Source organism: Vibrio sp. 10N.261.45.E2, assembly GCF_002875705.1.
GTDB lineage: Bacteria > Pseudomonadota > Gammaproteobacteria > Enterobacterales > Vibrionaceae > Vibrio.
On sequence record NZ_MCZZ01000149.1, the window covers coordinates 38,564 to 54,957 of the forward strand.

At 43.9% G+C, this 16,394-nt stretch carries 12 protein-coding genes and 1 pseudogene; 5 read left to right on the top strand and 8 right to left on the bottom strand.

Annotated features, from left to right (window positions below; all coding sequences use genetic code 11):
• Positions 1-72 precede the first annotated feature (72 nt).
• The 3 genes from pstB to BCT34_RS19810 form a co-directional block, all read right to left on the bottom strand.
• Positions 73-891: a phosphate ABC transporter ATP-binding protein PstB gene (gene pstB / locus BCT34_RS19800; RefSeq protein WP_063522615.1), complete on the bottom strand. Its 819-nt coding sequence runs from the start codon at positions 889-891 to the stop codon at positions 73-75.
• Positions 892-2,601: a phosphate ABC transporter permease PstA gene (pstA, locus tag BCT34_RS19805; RefSeq protein WP_076656421.1), complete on the bottom strand. Its 1,710-nt coding sequence runs from the start codon at positions 2,599-2,601 to the stop codon at positions 892-894.
• Positions 2,602-2,711: 110 nt separating this feature from the next.
• Positions 2,712-4,928 (bottom strand): ABC transporter permease subunit, encoded by a 2,217-nt coding sequence (locus tag BCT34_RS19810; protein ID WP_076656423.1) that lies wholly within the window; start codon positions 4,926-4,928, stop codon positions 2,712-2,714.
• Positions 4,929-5,127: 199 nt separating this feature from the next.
• On the opposite strand from BCT34_RS19810, the pseudogene ppk1 reads away from it, so the two are divergent.
• Positions 5,128-7,234, top strand: a pseudogene (ppk1, locus tag BCT34_RS19815) (polyphosphate kinase 1).
• Positions 7,225-8,736 (top strand): exopolyphosphatase, encoded by a 1,512-nt coding sequence (gene ppx / locus BCT34_RS19820; RefSeq protein ID WP_076656425.1) that lies wholly within the window; start codon positions 7,225-7,227, stop codon positions 8,734-8,736. The pseudogene ppk1 and the gene ppx overlap by 10 nt, the downstream one beginning before the upstream one ends.
• 78 nt (positions 8,737-8,814) lie before the next feature.
• On the opposite strand, the gene BCT34_RS19825 is transcribed toward ppx, so the two are convergent.
• From BCT34_RS19825 to phoB, 3 genes are read right to left on the bottom strand one after another with little or no spacing between them, the layout of a single operon-like run.
• Entirely contained in the window at positions 8,815-9,792 is a 978-nt protein-coding gene (locus BCT34_RS19825; RefSeq protein ID WP_076656428.1) for a phosphate ABC transporter substrate-binding protein PstS family protein, read from the bottom strand.
• Positions 9,789-11,087, bottom strand: coding sequence for a phosphate regulon sensor histidine kinase PhoR (gene phoR, locus BCT34_RS19830; RefSeq protein ID WP_017062847.1), 1,299 nt, complete (start codon positions 11,085-11,087; stop codon positions 9,789-9,791). Before phoR ends, BCT34_RS19825 begins: the two co-directional genes overlap by 4 nt.
• A gap of 33 nt (positions 11,088-11,120) precedes the next feature.
• Positions 11,121-11,810: a phosphate regulon transcriptional regulator PhoB gene (gene phoB / locus BCT34_RS19835; RefSeq protein WP_004735064.1), complete on the bottom strand. Its 690-nt coding sequence runs from the start codon at positions 11,808-11,810 to the stop codon at positions 11,121-11,123.
• Positions 11,811-12,004: 194 nt separating this feature from the next.
• Here phoB and rdgC point away from each other — a divergent pair, with 194 nt between their 5' ends.
• From rdgC to BCT34_RS19850, 3 genes are all read left to right on the top strand, one after another.
• A complete protein-coding gene (gene rdgC, locus BCT34_RS19840) occupies positions 12,005-12,919 on the top strand; it encodes a recombination-associated protein RdgC (protein WP_017062534.1) in 915 nt (304 codons plus the stop codon).
• Between the two features lie 205 nt (positions 12,920-13,124).
• Positions 13,125-14,528 carry a tRNA 5-hydroxyuridine modification protein YegQ gene (gene yegQ, locus BCT34_RS19845; RefSeq protein WP_076656431.1) on the top strand — a complete coding sequence of 468 codons (1,404 nt, stop codon included), beginning with the start codon at positions 13,125-13,127 and terminating at the stop codon, positions 14,526-14,528.
• A 34-nt stretch (positions 14,529-14,562) separates the two neighbouring features.
• Positions 14,563-14,817 (top strand): YfhL family 4Fe-4S dicluster ferredoxin, encoded by a 255-nt coding sequence (locus tag BCT34_RS19850; protein ID WP_004735061.1) that lies wholly within the window; start codon positions 14,563-14,565, stop codon positions 14,815-14,817.
• A 40-nt stretch (positions 14,818-14,857) separates the two neighbouring features.
• On the opposite strand, the gene BCT34_RS19855 is transcribed toward BCT34_RS19850, so the two are convergent.
• Positions 14,858-15,166, bottom strand: a complete 309-nt coding sequence (locus tag BCT34_RS19855) for a hypothetical protein (protein WP_076656433.1) — start codon at positions 15,164-15,166, stop codon at positions 14,858-14,860.
• A gap of 273 nt (positions 15,167-15,439) precedes the next feature.
• Entirely contained in the window at positions 15,440-16,279 is an 840-nt protein-coding gene (mepA, locus tag BCT34_RS19860; RefSeq protein ID WP_076656436.1) for a penicillin-insensitive murein endopeptidase, read from the bottom strand.
• Between the last annotated feature and the right edge of the window lie 115 nt (positions 16,280-16,394).

Sequence of the window (16,394 nt, forward strand, 5' to 3'; positions counted from 1 at the left end):
TCTGCTCCTTGAAAGAAATGAAGAAAGTCATTTTGTAGAGTGACTTAGCTCTAGGTGACACCTCTTCAGAGGTTAGCCATATCTACCAGTAATGTAGTCTTCCGTTTGGTTTTTCAATGGAGACGTAAAAATTGAGTCCGTATCTGAGTACTCGATCAATTTTCCCATATGAATAAAAGCAGTATGGTCACTTACACGCGCAGCTTGTTGCATGTTGTGGGTAACAATCACCACTGTGTATTGCGTCTTGAGATCGTTGATCAGCTCTTCAATCGTCAGAGTAGAAATAGGGTCCAGTGCCGATGTCGGCTCATCTAACAACAACACTTCAGGCTCAATCGCAACCGCACGAGCGATAACCAAACGCTGCTGTTGACCACCAGATAAACCAAAGGCATTCTCATGCAAACGGTCTTTCACTTCATCCCATAGCGCAGCCGCGCGCAGAGAGCGCTCAACGGCATCATCGAGGTCTCGGCTGTTACTCACGCCTTGCAACCTCAGGCCATAAACCACGTTCTCATAGATAGATTTAGGAAACGGGTTCGGACGCTGGAATACCATACCGACACGACGTCGTAAGGTCGCGACATCCACTTTAGGATGATAGATATTCTTTCCGTGAAGCTTCACTTTGCCTGAAACCTTACAGCCCTCAACAAGGTCGTTCATGCGATTAATGCAGCGTAATAAGGTCGACTTACCACAGCCAGAAGGACCGATAAAAGCCGTCACCTGCCCTTTAGGTATCTTCATTGAGATATCATCGAGCGCTTGGCTTTCTTTGTAGTAAAGATTTAGCCCTTCGATCGAGATAGCGATTTGTTCTTCCTTTAGATTATGTACATCTAAAGGTGCTTGGTAACCCAAGGTTTCATTAATCGAGAACATCTAATCTTGTCCTAAGGTTCGGTATTTTTCACGCAGGTTATTACGGATATTGATGGCTGTTAAATTCAATCCAACAATCACCGTAACCAATAAAAATGAAGTCGCGTACACTAAAGGTCGTGCCGCTTCGATATTAGAAGTTTGAAAACCAACATCATAGATATGGAAGCCTAAATGCATGAACTTTCTGTCTAAGTGTAGATAAGGGAATTGACCATCTACCGGCAAGCTTGATGCTAATTTCACAACCCCTACCAGCATGAGTGGAGCAACTTCCCCTGCGGCTCTCGCGATTGCCAAAATCAAACCCGTAATAATCACAGGACTTGCCATCGGTAAAACAATGCGCCAAAGCGTCTCAAATTGAGTAGCACCCAGCGCTAATGAACCGTGCCTCACAGAGCTAGGAATACGCGTTAAGCCCTCTTCGGTGGTTACGATAACGACTGGAAGCGTCAATACTGCCAGGGTTAGTGCTGACCAAAGTAGGCCTGGCGTACCAAATGTCGGAGCGGGTAATCGCTCAGCATAAAACAACGTATCAATCGAGCCACCAATGGTATAGACGAAGAAGCCTAAACCAAAAACGCCATACACAATCGACGGTACACCCGCCAAGTTAATCACGGCGATACGAATCAAACGTGTTAATGCGTTGTTTTTTGCGTATTCATGAAGATATATCGCAGCGACCACACCAAGAGGCATCACGACGATCGACATCAGAATAACCAACAGGACGGTGCCAAATATAGCAGGAAACACACCGCCTTCAGAGTTCGAATCTCTTGGGTTCTCTGATAAGAACTTCCAAACTTGTTTGCCCCAATGCCCAACCTTTTCAAGATAGGACATATTATTCGGGTACCAATAATCCAGAATGTGGCTAAGCGAAATTTCGACCAGCTCTCCTGTCATATCCTCAACAAGCAAGCTTTCGACATTGAGCTGCGTTCTAAGATGCTCAAGTTTAACTTCTGCTTCACCTAATTGGCGATTTAACTCCAGTTTAGTTTGAGTATAGGTTTTAAGATACTCATCGCTCACGGACTCATTGAGTTCAAGCTTACGTTTTTCTAAACGCAGGTTCTCCAATTGCCAGCTGATATTGCGAATTTCTTGGTTCACAACACGCGACGTTTCTTTACGTAACGTATCGGCGAACGCTAAACCTTGTTCGAGTTTTTGGTCTATGTTTGAATCAAAGGTGCCAGAAGCCGTTTTAAAACCCACAGGTTTGCCAAAAAAATAGCCACCTCGACTTCGTTCAATCACAACCCAATCGCGCGGGGTTGTTGGTTCACGTAAGTTAACATCCAGAATGGAAACAAAGTCCGCAGGATACAGTTCTCTATTGGCAACTTTGATGCTCAAGCGTTGTATTAGCCCACTCGACAAATTTTGAGGAGACAAAAGGTCATGGACCTGTGGAACTTGCTCTATCGGGATGTATTTTCGTTCATATAACTGACCAACCAATACATCTTGTTTTGATACCGTTTCATCAAGATCAACCACCAGCGATAAGTCTTTGGAGTCGACTTGCCATTGATACAAAGGAGCGGGCCAAAAATAGGTCAAGCCCTTCCAGCCGATTAGCAGCATTAGGCCAAGAACAGATAGCATACTGATGCTCACCGCCCCACCCGTTAACCATATCCACGGAGAGCCCGATTTAACCCAAGATAATAATGACTTCAATTTATTCATCATGATCGACCTTGCTCTGACGTGCTGAATTCAAGGAGCGGCGAAGACCACAGGATACATTAGCCAAGCAACTAAAAGCCATTGGCACACATTGAGGCAAATCTTTAAAACTACAGCGCACGATATTTATCTCTTAGTCTTTGTCTAACCCACTCAGCAACTGAGTTGACCGCGAATGTGAAGATAAACAGAAGAAGTGCAGCCAAGAACAGCAAGCGGAAATGAGAACCGCCTACTTCTGATTCCGGCAGCTCAACAGCAATCGTTGCCGATAATGTCCTCATCCCTTCCAAAATATTCCAATCGAGAATTGGTGTGTTACCTGTCGCCATCAAGACGATCATGGTTTCGCCTACCGCTCGCCCTAGCCCCATCATGACTGCTGAAAAGATACCTGGGCTAGCCGTCAATAACACCACATAGATAAGCGTCTGCCACGCCGTCGCACCTAACGCTAATGAACCGTCCGATAAGTGTTTAGGTACAGAGAAAATAGCATCTTCAGCAATCGTGAATATCGTTGGGATAACCGCAAAGCCCATAGCAAAGCCAACTACCAACGCATTGCGTTGATCAAAATCGATGCCATAACTCGCCAAGAAAGTACGAATATCACCACCAAACAACAGGGCTTCAATGCTGTTTCCACCAGCAAACACGGCAACCACAGTAATCACCAATACCGGAATCAATATCAGTGCGTGCCAACCATTAGAGAATCGCCCCGTTAACATCTTCGGCAAACAGAACCAAACAAGTCCAGTTAGCAGTGTGCTTAGTGGTAATAACACCATCAATGAGAAGACTGCCGTTAAATGCGTCTCAACGATTGGAGCAAACCAAAGCCCGGCCAAAAAACCGATGATCACAGTCGGAAGTGCTTCCATCAGCTCTATCGAAGGCTTCACCACTCTTCGCATGCGTGGAGACATGAAGTAAGCGGTGTAAATGGCTCCAAGTACAGCAACCGGCACAGCAAACATCATCGCAAACAGAGCGGCTTTGATGGTACCGAACGTAATAGGTACTAAACTGAATTTCTCTTCAAAGTCGTCATTCGCCGACGTTGATTGCCAAACGTATTGCGGCTCAGGGTAACTTTCATACCAAACTTTTTGCCAAAGCGATGAGAATGAAATTTGTGGGTATTCATTATCGACTTTAGCCACACTGATGGTGTTATCAATTAACGTCGCCAGATGCAGTTCATTGGCAGACATAGCCGCTAATTGTGGTGATTTATCGAATGCTCGCTCAAACAACGACAGCTTTTCACTGGTCGTATAGTGGCTTTGTAATGTGCCGTTCTTATAGAAGCTATAAAAACCCTTTCTGTAAGTATCAGGAAGAATAAACTGTACTTGTTCAGCTAGCTGGAAATCTCGAATATGGGTCAAGCTACGCTTTTCATCTTTGAGTACATCGAACCACTGAGAAACTTGGCCGTCTTCATGCGTAACCAACAACGAGTAGGCCCCAGACAGTAAATCGATGCTTTTTACGGAATGTTTCGCATCACTTAAGCTAAGGTCGATCACTTCACGAACATCAAAGCCGTTATCTGATAGTTTCAAAACAACTAAATCCGATTGTGCTCGGAGATATAGAGTTTGCCCATCAGGCGTGATTAGTAGTTGCTGCTGCAAACCCAGCTTATCCGATAGCCATTGGCTTTTTTGAAAAACATACTGACCGGAAAGGTCGCTCTGATACCACTTAACCAAGACTCGTTGGTCACTTAACTGAGCGGCAACCGTAATCCCGCGTCCATTTTTTGAGAACGCAAATTTATCGATCGTCGCCCCGTTTGAAGACTCGTCATTTAAAAACGGTTCAGGAAGATCGATTTGCTCAATTTTAGGCTCGGCTTCGCTGCCCTTTTTCAGAACAGGCGCACTATACTCAGGAGAGAAAAAAGTCAGATTGTTTGCGCTATCGGCAAAGGCAAACCAGTTTTCAGATGGGGTATTTCTAGAAAAGGCGATGGGGTTGGCTAAAACACTACGCTCAAAGTAAGAGTGTGTATTTTGAGACTCTAGATCCCAAAACTGAACCAAACCGGATTTTTCGATAGTAAATGCATGTTGACCATATTCATCAACAGACAAGACGATAGGCTTTTCTACGGCAACGGTTTTCACGGCTTGGTTAGTCTCTAAACCAGTATCAGAAAATACCGGTAAAATGACCATCGCCAAGTAAACAAAAATCAATACCAGAGCAGCGAGAACACTGACGGCACCACATGTCACCGAAAAACGGACGAGACGATCTTTCAACCATCTTTTTTTGTCACGCTCTTTCAATGAAAATTGGGTTGAAGCCATCTGTTTATCTACCTTTTTTAGCTACTGACATAATATGTACGTTAGATGACAATTATATTACAAGCTACATTAAACAACTGAAACTAATAACAAGTTTGATCGCCATATTTCTTAAAGTAAGATCATAAATTTTGTGCATTTTGTCATTCTAAATTACAGTAATCCGCTCTATAGCCAGTATTCAAGGATTCTCATCTCGATGGAAAAAGACTATGTCACAAAAGAACTTAGCTGGTTGTCCTTCAACGAAAGAGTGCTGCAAGAAGCGGCTGACAAGTCAGTTCCCTTAATCGAAAGAGTTCGTTTTTTAGGTATTTACTCGAAAAACCTCGATGAGTTTTACAAAGTCCGCTTTGCTGATGTGAAGCGAAAGATCTTACTTCAAAATCCACAACAGCCCTCCAACTCGCTGAAAACTTTACTGACTCAAATGCAGAGTAAAGCGAGCGCGCTCGATGATCGATTCCATGAGCTGTACAACGACTTGCTATTGGAACTGGCACGTAATCGTATTTTTCTGGTTAACGAACAGCAAATCAGCCAAGAACAAAGTGCGTGGATCAAAAAGTACTTTAAGAAAAAAGTGCTGCCACACTTAACTCCACTTCTCGTGAATGAAGATAGCCAGTTACTCAATATTCTCAAAGACGAACAAAGCTATTTGGCGATCGATATTCAGCAAGAGGCATCTTCCCAATATGTCTTACTCGAAATCCCATCAGAGTCACTCCCTCGATTTGTTAAGCTACCGGAAGCTTCGGGTTCTCAGCGTACGACTTTGATCTTGTTAGATAATATAGTTCGATTTTGTTTGGATGACTTACTTAAAGGCTTCTTTAAGTATGACTCATTACGTTGTTTTGCGATTAAAATGACGCGTGATGCCGATTATGATCTACAAGAGGATGATAAAAGTAGCCTATTAGAATCGATGTCTTTGGGTTTAGAACAACGCCTAACGGCACTGCCGATACGCTTGATCTATGAGTCAGAAATGCCAACTGAAATGCTCCATTTTCTACAAGTCAGACTTAAGCTGTCTGACTATGATAGTGTCATCGCAGGTGGCCGTTATCACAACTACAAACATTTCACTGAGTTTCCAAGCCTTAATCGACGTGATTTAGTTAATCGTCCACTACCCGCGATTAAGTGCGCGCATTTCAACCACTACCCAAACTATTTCGAAGCGATCAAAGCTCGTGACATTTTACTGCATTACCCTTATCACACCTTTAATCACATCACTGAACTCGTGAGGCAGGCTTCCTTTGACCCAAAGGTAACCTCAATAAAAATAAACGTTTACCGTGTTGCAGAAGGTTCAAAACTCCTCAGCTCGATCATCGACGCTGCCCACAATGGCAAAAAGGTCACCGTAGTTGTCGAACTGCAAGCCCGCTTTGATGAACAAGCCAATATTCAATGGACCAAAAAACTCCAAGAAGCAGGAGTAAAAGTCATCCATGGCATCCCTAGTTTGAAGATCCACTCCAAGCTGCTGCTCATAAAACGAAAAGAAGGCAAGCAGACCGAGCATTATGCCCATATTGGCACTGGTAACTTTCATGAGGTTACAGCGCGCGTGTATACCGACTTTTCTCTGCTCACTGCGAATGAAGATTTGACTCAAGAAGTGAGACAAGTCTTCAAGTACATTGAAAACCCTTATCAAAAGTCACAGTTCAAACAACTGATTGTGTCACCCAAAAACACCAGAAAACACCAGAAAACACCTCTACCAGTTGATAGAGAATGAGATACAAAATGCAATAGAGGATAAGCCTGCAAGTATCACTCTAAAACTCAACAACTTGGTCGACCGAGAGATCATTGAGAAGCTTTATCAAGCAAGCCAAGCCAGCGTGAAAGTGCGAATGATCATTCGTGGCATGTGCTCTCTTGTCCCTGGCATCCCCAACATCAGTGACCATATTGAGATTGTCAGCGTAGTCGATCGTTTTCTCGAACACCCAAGAGTGATGATATTTGGTAATGCTGGAAAGCCGAAAGTCTATATATCTTCTGCTGATTGGATGACACGAAACTTTGATCACCGCATTGAAGTTGCAGCCCCAATCTTAGACCAAAATATCAAGCAAACCATTATCGATATCACCGAGTTTCACTTCGATGACCGCAACAAAGCTCGAGAACTAAACCAATCGATGAGCAACCCTTACATACAACCACCAGCAGAACCACTTGATTACCCGACATCACAACTCTCCACTTACCACTATATTAAACGTATGGAGAAACTCGCTCGCAAGAAGTACAAGCAAGAGAAAAAATCATGCCGCTAATTGATAACAAACATTCTCGATGTATTGCAGCTATCGATTTGGGTTCGAACAGCTTCCATATGGTGGTTGCCCGAGTATTCGAACAGCACCTGCAGCTAGTCAGCAGACACAAACAGAAAGTGAGATTAGGTGATGGGTTGGATGAACATAACTTCCTATCCGAAAGTGCTATCGAGCGAGGATTAGAATGCCTCAAGGTGTTCGCAGAGCGACTAGCGGATTTTGAACTGGATGATGTCAAAGTTGTTGCAACTCACACTCTAAGAAAGGCCAAAAACGCGAATGATTTCTTAGACCGCGCCAAACCACTGTTTCCTTTTCCAATCGAGATTATTTCTGGTCAAGAAGAAGCTCGAATAATCTATAACGGTGTCGAACACACTCAAACCGCTTCTGAATCTAAATTGGTTATTGATATCGGTGGAGGAAGTACCGAGCTCGTCGCCGGACAAGGCTTTACCCCTTTGATTATGCGTAGTTTACCGATGGGGTGCGTCAGCTTCACTCAACGTTTCTTTGCTGACGATGGACTAACCTCACAACACTTCTCAGATGCTTATAGCGCAGCTTCTCGTCTATTAATGCCATTGATTGAAGAATACAAGAAAGCTACCTGGGACATCAGCTTTGGCTCATCAGGGACGGCTAAATCAATAAAGGAGGTACTCATAGGCTTAGGTTTCACCGACGGTCTCATTACTCCCCAGCGCCTGTCTTATTTGAAGAATCACTTATGTGAATCTTCATCATCCAAAGCCTTAAATCTTTCAGGTTTAAGTGATGAGAGAAAGCCAGTGTTTGCGGCTGGCGTCATTATTCTTTCAGCAGTGATGGATACGCTAGACATCAATGAGTTACATTTTTCTGATGCAGCCCTGAGAGAAGGCGTGCTTTATGACATGGAAGATAGATTTAAAGATATTGATGTTCGGACCAGAACTGCCGAAACACTTGTCTCTCGATACCATGTCGACGTAGCGCATGGCCAAAAAGTGAAAGTACTCGCACTTGCATTGCTGAAACAAGTGCAGCCTCAAGTGACGACTACGGTCACTAATGAACTGTATGACCTGCTGAGTTGGGCTGCTTTGCTTCATGAGACTGGACAAAGCATTGCATTCCAAGGCTATCACCGTCATTCGGCTTATCTGCTAAAACACACGACAATGCCAGGCTTCAATACAGAACAGCAACGCTTGATCTCAACCTTGGTTCGCTATCAAAGAAAAGCACTAAAGCTACAAGACTTGCCGGAACTTTCTCTGTTTGCCCCACAACAAGTAATACTGCTGATTCGTATATTGAGACTCGCTATCTTACTCAATCGTCAGCGCAATCAAACGCCAGCCCCAGGCGTGACTCTAACGGTTGAACAACAGGATCACTGGGAGCTGAAGGGATCTAACAGCGATTGGTTGATCCAAAACCAACTGCTTGAATATGAACTGAAAGAAGAGCAACAGCGTTGGAAAAGTGTTGGATGGTCGTTGAATCTAGAATAACGAACAGTCAAAACAAAAACAGCCTGCGACATCGCAAGCTGTTCGTACGTTTATTCTCTGCGCTCGTAGTGGCCTAAATTAGAGCCCCACTTTTGCCAACTCTTGCTCTGCAAACTCCGACGGTATCGCTAGATAGCCATCTTTCTCTACCAGTTCTTGCCCTTGCTTTGAGAACACAAAGGTGAGGAACTCTCTCTCAACAGGAGAAAGCGGTTTATCTGGGTGTTTATTCACGTATACATAAAGAAAGCGTGATAGAGGGTAATCACCGCTCAAGATATTCGCTCGAGTCGGCTCAACATAATCTGAACCGTTCTCGGCAATAGGAATCAACTTAACGCCTGCTACTCGATAGCCAATGCCAGAGTAGCCTATCCCACTGATTGATGAAGCGACCGACTGTACAACCGATGCAGAACCTGGCTGCTCATTCACGCGATTTTTGAAATCACCACCGCACAAAGCATTCTGTTTAAAGTAACCATAAGTGCCAGATACTGAATTGCGACCAAACAGTTGGAATCGATGTTTTGCCCATGGCTGATCGATTCCAAGATCTTGCCAGTTATTCAGGGGCTTGGTTGCTCCGCAGCGTAATGTCTCAGAAAAGACGCCATCAATCTGACGAAAGTTCAGCCCTTTAATAGGGTTATCTCGGTGGACAAACAGCCCGATTGCATCAATAGCGACTCGCAGTGCGGTTGGCTTATAGCCATGCTCTCTTTCGAAGGCTTCCACTTCACGTAGACGCATTGGGCGACTCATAGGCCCAAGGTGAGCAGTTCCTTCAGTTAAGGCAGGTGGAGCTGTCGCAGAACCAGATGCTTGGACTTGAGCGTTAACATTCGGGTAGTAAGATTTAAACTCTTCCACCCATAACGTCGTCATGCCCGCTAAGGTATCTGAACCTACCGATAATAAGCTCCCAGAAATTCCCGGAACCTTAGAGTAATCAGGAAGAGAGTCGACACCCTGTTCGGCATGCACAGGGTTAACTAAAGCAAACGCTAACAATGAGCTGACTGGTAAACGCATCCTGCGTGTCAAACCACTCATGATACTGTCAGTCGATTTGGCAACGTGAAATGGAATCGACTACCGACACCCACTTCACTTTGAATTTCTAGATGTGAATCATGGTGACTAAGCGCGTGTTTCACAATCGCCAATCCAAGACCACTACCACCCGTATCGCGGGAGCGTGCTTTATCGACACGATAGAAACGCTCTGTGAGTCGATGCAAGTGTTGTGGCTCAATACCGTCTCCGGTGTCTGATACATCCAAACAAGCACCCTGACTCGTTTGATACCAACGCACCTTAACCGTCGCGCCCGGCGGTGTGTACTTCACGGCGTTGTAAACCAGATTCGATATAGCACTTCTCAGCTGATCTTCATCAGCGAGAACTCGTAGACTTTTATCAATATCAAACTCAAGCTTATGTTCTCTATCACCACTTAAACTTGCCGCTTCTTTTTCAAGAACCTCAAGCATCGCCGGAACGTTCACCACTTCATCGAGTTCATGCATCGGCGCAGCTTCGATTTTTGAAAGTGTTAAGAGCTGATTCACCAGACTGTTCATGCGATTCAATTGTTCTGTCATCACACCATGCGCCTTGGTCCACATAGGACCAACGATCATGTCTGGATCTTCCGTCATTTCAAGGTAACCCTGAAGTACGGTCATTGGGGTGCGTAGCTCGTGAGAAACGTTCGCGAAGAAGTTACGACGCATGCCCTCTAACTGCTTAAGCTGAGTAACATCACGCACCACCATTAGGTGTTCACCCTCAGTATACGGCACAATACGCAGTTCAAGCATGCGCTCCACATTAAGTGGTGAAGGCATCTCTAACGGTTCTGAAAAGTCTTGTTTATTGAGATATTTGATGAAATCTGGAGTACGAATCAAGTTTGAGATAGGTTGCCCAGAATCGTCCGGCCAACGAAAGCCCAGCAAATATTGAGCAAGCTTGTTACACCAAACGATATTGCCTTCACCGCGAAATACCACAACGGCATCGGGAAGCGATTCTGCACCGTTACGGAAACGGCGGATAAGGTTGGTCAGTTCTTTACGTTTGCGACGCTGTCTCTGCTGCATACGATAAATACCGTTGAACAGAGATTCCCAGTTTCCAGAGCCTGAAGGTGGTGTTAGACGCTTCTCATCCCACAACCATGCTGACAAACGCATTTGGTTATGTAGATGCCAGCCGAGCTGCAATACCGTCGCAGCCAGCAGTAACCAAGGTAAGTAGCCGAATATCCATCCGACTAAAACCCATGGTGCGTAAAAAAAAGCCAGCTCCCAAGCCAGCTTTTTCCATGTTAACTTTTCAACCATTCAGGACTCCGTAAACTGGGCAGCGAAGCCACATTAAGCCTTTGTAGAAAAACGGTAGCCCGCGCCGCGAACCGTTTGGATTAGCTTATCGTGACCTGCAGATTCAAGCGCTTTACGTAGGCGTCGAATATGTACATCAACAGTGCGGTCTTCAACGTAAACGTTGGTACCCCAAACGTTGTTAAGTAGCTGCTCTCGGCTGTATACACGCTCTTGGTGCGTCATAAAGAAGTGCAGCATTTTGAATTCTGTTGGCCCCATATCAACTGGGCCTTCGCTTGCAGTTACGCGGTGAGATACAGGGTCTAACTTAAGACCTTGTACATCAATCACATCTTCCAATGCGGTTGGTGTTACTCTGCGAATAACCGCTTTCAGGCGAGCTACTAACTCTTTTGGTGAAAATGGTTTGGTAATGTAGTCGTCTGCGCCAACTTCTAAACCGCGAACCTTATCTTCTTCTTCGCCACGAGCCGTTAGCATCACCACAGGGATGTTGCGAGTTAACTCTTCACGCTTCATGTGCTTGATAAAGTTTATCCCGCTACCACCAGGTAGCATCCAATCTAGTAATACTAGATCTGGGAAAGGTTCACATAGCTTGTTTACCGCTGTATCGTAATCTTCAGCCTCTACTGCTTGGTAGCCTTTTTGTTCAAGTACAAAACACAGCATCTCACGAATCGGTGCTTCATCTTCAACGACCAGAATCCTTCTCGACATAATTGGATAGCCTTTGTATTTAATCAACGCATTGCATTATCTGAGTTAATTATGACACTTTTGTGACCTTTGAAAACAAATTTTCATATAACTGTCTCAAACGTTTCACTTTATAACTTTTGATACAGAGCTAGGGACAAATCGAATTAGATCTCATATCATGAAGCACTTCTAAAAAGGTATGAGAAAAATTTATGTGGTTTAAAAATTGCCTAGTCTATCGCTTCAACCGTGATATTGATTTCAACGCAGATCAGCTAGAGAAACAACTTGAAGAATTCCGTTTTACTCCTTGCGGTAGCCAAGACAAACAGAAGTTTGGTTGGGTGCACGCAATGGGTAGACATGGCGATATGATGACGCACGTATCAGAAAACCGCATTCTTATCTGTGCAAAGAAAGAAGAGAAAATGCTACCAGCTTCTGTGATCAAAGAGTCACTGAATGCAAAAGTAGAAACACTTGAAGCTGAATCTGGCACTCCTCTGAAAAAGAAAGAAAAAGACAGCCTAAAAGAAGACATCATCATTGATCTACTTCCTCGCGCATTTAGCCGCAGTAACTTCACATACGCGCTGATCATGCCAAAAGAAGGCTTTATCGTAGTTGATGCAAGTAGCTACAAAAAAGCAGAAGACGTGTTAGCTCTGCTGCGTAAAACAATGGGTAGCCTACCGGTTGTCCCTGCAATTCCTGAGCAAGCGATCGAAACAACACTAACCGAATGGGTTAAGTCAGGCGATACACCTCAAGGCATTACTATGCTTGATGAAGCTGAGCTTAAATCGATTCAAGAAGACGGCGGTATTGTTCGAGTTAAGAAGCAAGAACTAGAAGCGGATGAGATCAAGAACCATATCGAAGCTAATAAGATGGTGACAAAACTTCTTATCAACTGGCAGGATCGTATTGAGTTCATTCTTGCCGAAGACGGCAGCATCAAACGCCTAAAATTCAGTGATGAGTTAAAAGACGAGAACGACGATATTCCTCGTGAAGATCAAGCTGCACGTTTTGATGCAGACTTCTCTCTACTTTGTGGTGAGTTCAGTGTTTTCCTTCCAAACCTGTTCGAATCACTAGGCGGGTTAACTCAACCTAACGCTTAATCAGTGACTTCAAAGCTCAGGTGCGACTGTACCTGAGCTTATTTTTCTTATATTTACCGCTGTATATTTATCCCCTCGCTCCCTTGTCAATATCATTGCTACCTTTAGGGCTATCAACCAGACTCATTTTAGCGTAAAATTTGCGCCCCTTTGATATCACTTGGTGGTATCAACCTGACTTGAGATCAGATTAGAGAACGAAGCAATGACTACACAAAAACCATTTGTACCTGAACTATTATCACCGGCAGGAAGCCTTAAAAACATGCGTTACGCATTCGCCTACGGCGCAGATGCAGTTTACGCGGGCCAGCCACGTTACAGCCTTCGTGTTCGTAACAATGAGTTCAACCACGAAAACCTACAAATCGGTATCGATGAGGCTCATGCTCAAGGCAAGAAGTTATATGTTGTATGTAACATTCAGCCGCACAACTCTAAACTAAAAACTTTCATTCGCGACCTTAAGCCAGTTGTTGATATGGGCCCTGATGCGCTTATAATGTCGGATCCTGGCCTTATCATGATGGTTCGTGAAGCATTCCCTGAAATGCCAATTCACCTTTCTGTTCAAGCAAACGCTGTAAACTGGGCGACCGTTAAGTTCTGGGCTACACAGGGCGTTGAGCGAGTGATCCTATCTCGTGAACTATCGCTTGAAGAGATCGAAGAGATTCGCGAACACTGCCCAGAAACAGAGCTAGAGATCTTTGTTCACGGTGCACTTTGCATGGCGTACTCTGGTCGCTGCCTACTTTCTGGTTACATGAACAAGCGCGATCCTAACCAAGGCACTTGTACTAACGCTTGTCGTTGGGAATACAAAACAGAAGCTGCAAAAGAAGACGAAAACGGTCAGATCGTTGAAGCAAACCCTACTGGTGTAGCTATTCAAGAAGTTGAAGTTCAAGATGAACGTCCAGACAACACACTAGGTCTTGGCAAACCAACAGACGAAGTGGTTCTGCTTTCTGAATCACACAAGCCAGAAGAGAAAATGGCAGCGTTTGAAGATGAGCATGGTACTTACATCATGAACTCAAAAGACCTTCGCGCAATCCAGCACGTTGAGCGCCTAACGAAGATGGGTGTTCACTCACTGAAAATCGAAGGCCGTACCAAATCTTTCTACTACTGCGCTCGTACTGCACAAGTTTACCGTAAGGCGATCGATGATGCTGTAGCTGGTAAACCATTTGATGAAAGCCTAATGGGTACGTTAGAGAGCCTAGCTCACCGTGGCTATACTGAAGGCTTCCTACGCCGCCATACTCATGACTCATACCAAAACTACGAGTACGGTTACTCTATCTCTGACACTCAACAGTTTGTTGGTGAGTTCACTGGTAAACGTCGTGGTGAACTAGCGGAAGTCGAGGTTAAGAACAAGTTCCTAGTTGGCGATAGCTTAGAGATGATGACACCGAAAGGTAACGTTGTTTTCAAACTGGAAGTAATGGAAAACCGCAAGTCTGAAGCGGTAGACGATGCGAAAGGTAACGGTCACTTTGTATTTATTCCTGTACCAGCAGATTTAGATCTAGAGTACAGCTTGCTGATGCGTAACTTGAGCGAAGGCCAAGATACACGTAACGCATCAGGCAAATAATTTTTACTTAAGCGACTTACTTGAGAAGAAAACAATGGCTCTGTTAATTACTGACAAGTGCATAAACTGCGATATGTGTGATCCTGAATGCCCGAATGGTGCAATCACGATGGGTGACAGTATCTTCGAGATCGATCCAGATTTATGCACCGAATGTAAAGGTCACTACGAAAAGCCAACATGTCAGTCAGTGTGCCCGATTACAAAATGTATAATCACTGACCCAAACCATATTGAAACTGATGACGAGCTGCTTGAGAAGTTTGTTATCATTCAAGGCTTGACCTAAAAGAAGAAAGGTTCAACTTAACCATAAGTTGAACTTTTTTTTATCCCGATTTTTCAATTGGATAAATATTGCAGAAAAGCTCTTTTTCAAATTGATACTCGAGTCGTTCTCGCCAGTTTATCGATTGAGCTATAGGAACAAGATAAAAGTTTTCCCTACTGGTATCTGTCACAAATGCCATTCCATACTGCATCAATTCATAGTGAACATCATTAACGAAGCTAGGATCTAAACGTTGTCTTCCTGTTAGCTGGTTGATGTCATCTCTTGAAATAGAAATACCCGAGTTTTCAGTACTGAACCTATGTCTTAACCATTCCGAAAATTCCTTTGCACAAATCATAGTCATAGTCTTATCCTTGAATTATCTATCGACGGGTATCAGACTCTGATTCGCATACTGCATATAAGCCGCATCTTTCACCCCAAAAACACTCAATCCCTTACCAAACCTTGTCAAATTAGTCATCGCCTTTGCTGATATCGTTATTGGTTTTATTAATATCAAACGATGTTCTTAATCTCGTGTTTATAAACTCTAGACAAAAGTGTGATATTTCTCCAGTTTTAGAGTCGACAAAACCAGTGGCATTACCACTGTAAAAAGCCTCGATAGATGAGGTTACTTATTCGAAATCAAGGCTAAACACTGACTTGGCATCACTTTAACTTTCTTCTTTTTCTTACTTTTTGCGACTTTTTTTGGCGGTGGAACCGGTATGGTTTTCGGAGCCCAACTTGCAAGTTCGTCTCCACAACCATCACCTTCGGGAGGGCTTGCTTGATTTACACAGTTTGAACTGCCTTCAGGGCACTTTAAACGAACGTGAAAATGAGAATGGTGTCCCCACCAAGGTCTTATTTTTCCTAACCAAGCTCTATCATTAATATCAGCGTTTTCTTGCTCACAAAGGGTTTGTTTAATCACTGGGTGAACAAAAATACGTACCACTTTTTCATCTTTCGCGGCATATCGAATAACTTGAAAGTGATCTTCAGTCCAATTTGATTGACGCAATTTGTAGTTGGTAAGGTCCACAACACTCACAGGTTTAGGTACAGCTAACTCATTCTCTGACAGCCTTTTACTGGTTAGCCTAAGCCAGATATCAATATCCAAACCGGTTTGATGACTTGAGTGACCAGAAGAAAAGCGTCCTCCTCTAGGAAGAGAAATATCACCGATCAGTAAGTTAGTATTGAGTTCGTCGCTAGTCGTTACACCTAACCTTTCAATAAACTGAATAGACTCTGTATGACCATAATAACGCCCTCTCTGTGGACGGATAATCTGGTAGCCAACTCCGGTGATTGGCAAGGCCTGAGCACCATCAAGGCAACCGTTGGCATAGCTTCCTATTGATGAGGTTGAATTTATCGTTGGGGTTTTCTCTCTCTCCCAAGTGGTTGCAGATACGAAAAAAGAACAAAAAGCCCCTACTAATACACAAAGTAACCTCATACCAATTCCAAGTGAATGACACATAGTATTTATACTAGTCGCCATTAAACAATATATTCATATTGACTGTGATTTATTGGAGAAAAAATAGAGATTTATACCAATTCCGTTAATT

Excerpts from the sequence above, each read along its gene's own strand:
- pstB (WP_063522615.1), bottom strand. The coding sequence starts at position 891 with ATGTTCTCGATTAATGAAACCTTGGGTTACCAAGCACCTTTAGATGTA.
- pstA (WP_076656421.1), bottom strand. The coding sequence starts at position 2,601 with ATGAATAAATTGAAGTCATTATTATCTTGGGTTAAATCGGGCTCTCCG.
- BCT34_RS19810 (WP_076656423.1), bottom strand. The coding sequence starts at position 4,928 with ATGGCTTCAACCCAATTTTCATTGAAAGAGCGTGACAAAAAAAGATGG.
- ppx (WP_076656425.1), top strand. The coding sequence starts at position 7,225 with ATGCCGCTAATTGATAACAAACATTCTCGATGTATTGCAGCTATCGAT.
- BCT34_RS19825 (WP_076656428.1), bottom strand. The coding sequence starts at position 9,792 with ATGAGTGGTTTGACACGCAGGATGCGTTTACCAGTCAGCTCATTGTTA.
- phoR (WP_017062847.1), bottom strand. The coding sequence starts at position 11,087 with ATGGTTGAAAAGTTAACATGGAAAAAGCTGGCTTGGGAGCTGGCTTTT.
- phoB (WP_004735064.1), bottom strand. The coding sequence starts at position 11,810 with ATGTCGAGAAGGATTCTGGTCGTTGAAGATGAAGCACCGATTCGTGAG.
- rdgC (WP_017062534.1), top strand. The coding sequence starts at position 12,005 with ATGTGGTTTAAAAATTGCCTAGTCTATCGCTTCAACCGTGATATTGAT.
- yegQ (WP_076656431.1), top strand. The coding sequence starts at position 13,125 with ATGACTACACAAAAACCATTTGTACCTGAACTATTATCACCGGCAGGA.
- BCT34_RS19850 (WP_004735061.1), top strand. The coding sequence starts at position 14,563 with ATGGCTCTGTTAATTACTGACAAGTGCATAAACTGCGATATGTGTGAT.
- BCT34_RS19855 (WP_076656433.1), bottom strand. The coding sequence starts at position 15,166 with ATGACTATGATTTGTGCAAAGGAATTTTCGGAATGGTTAAGACATAGG.
- mepA (WP_076656436.1), bottom strand. The coding sequence starts at position 16,279 with ATGAGGTTACTTTGTGTATTAGTAGGGGCTTTTTGTTCTTTTTTCGTA.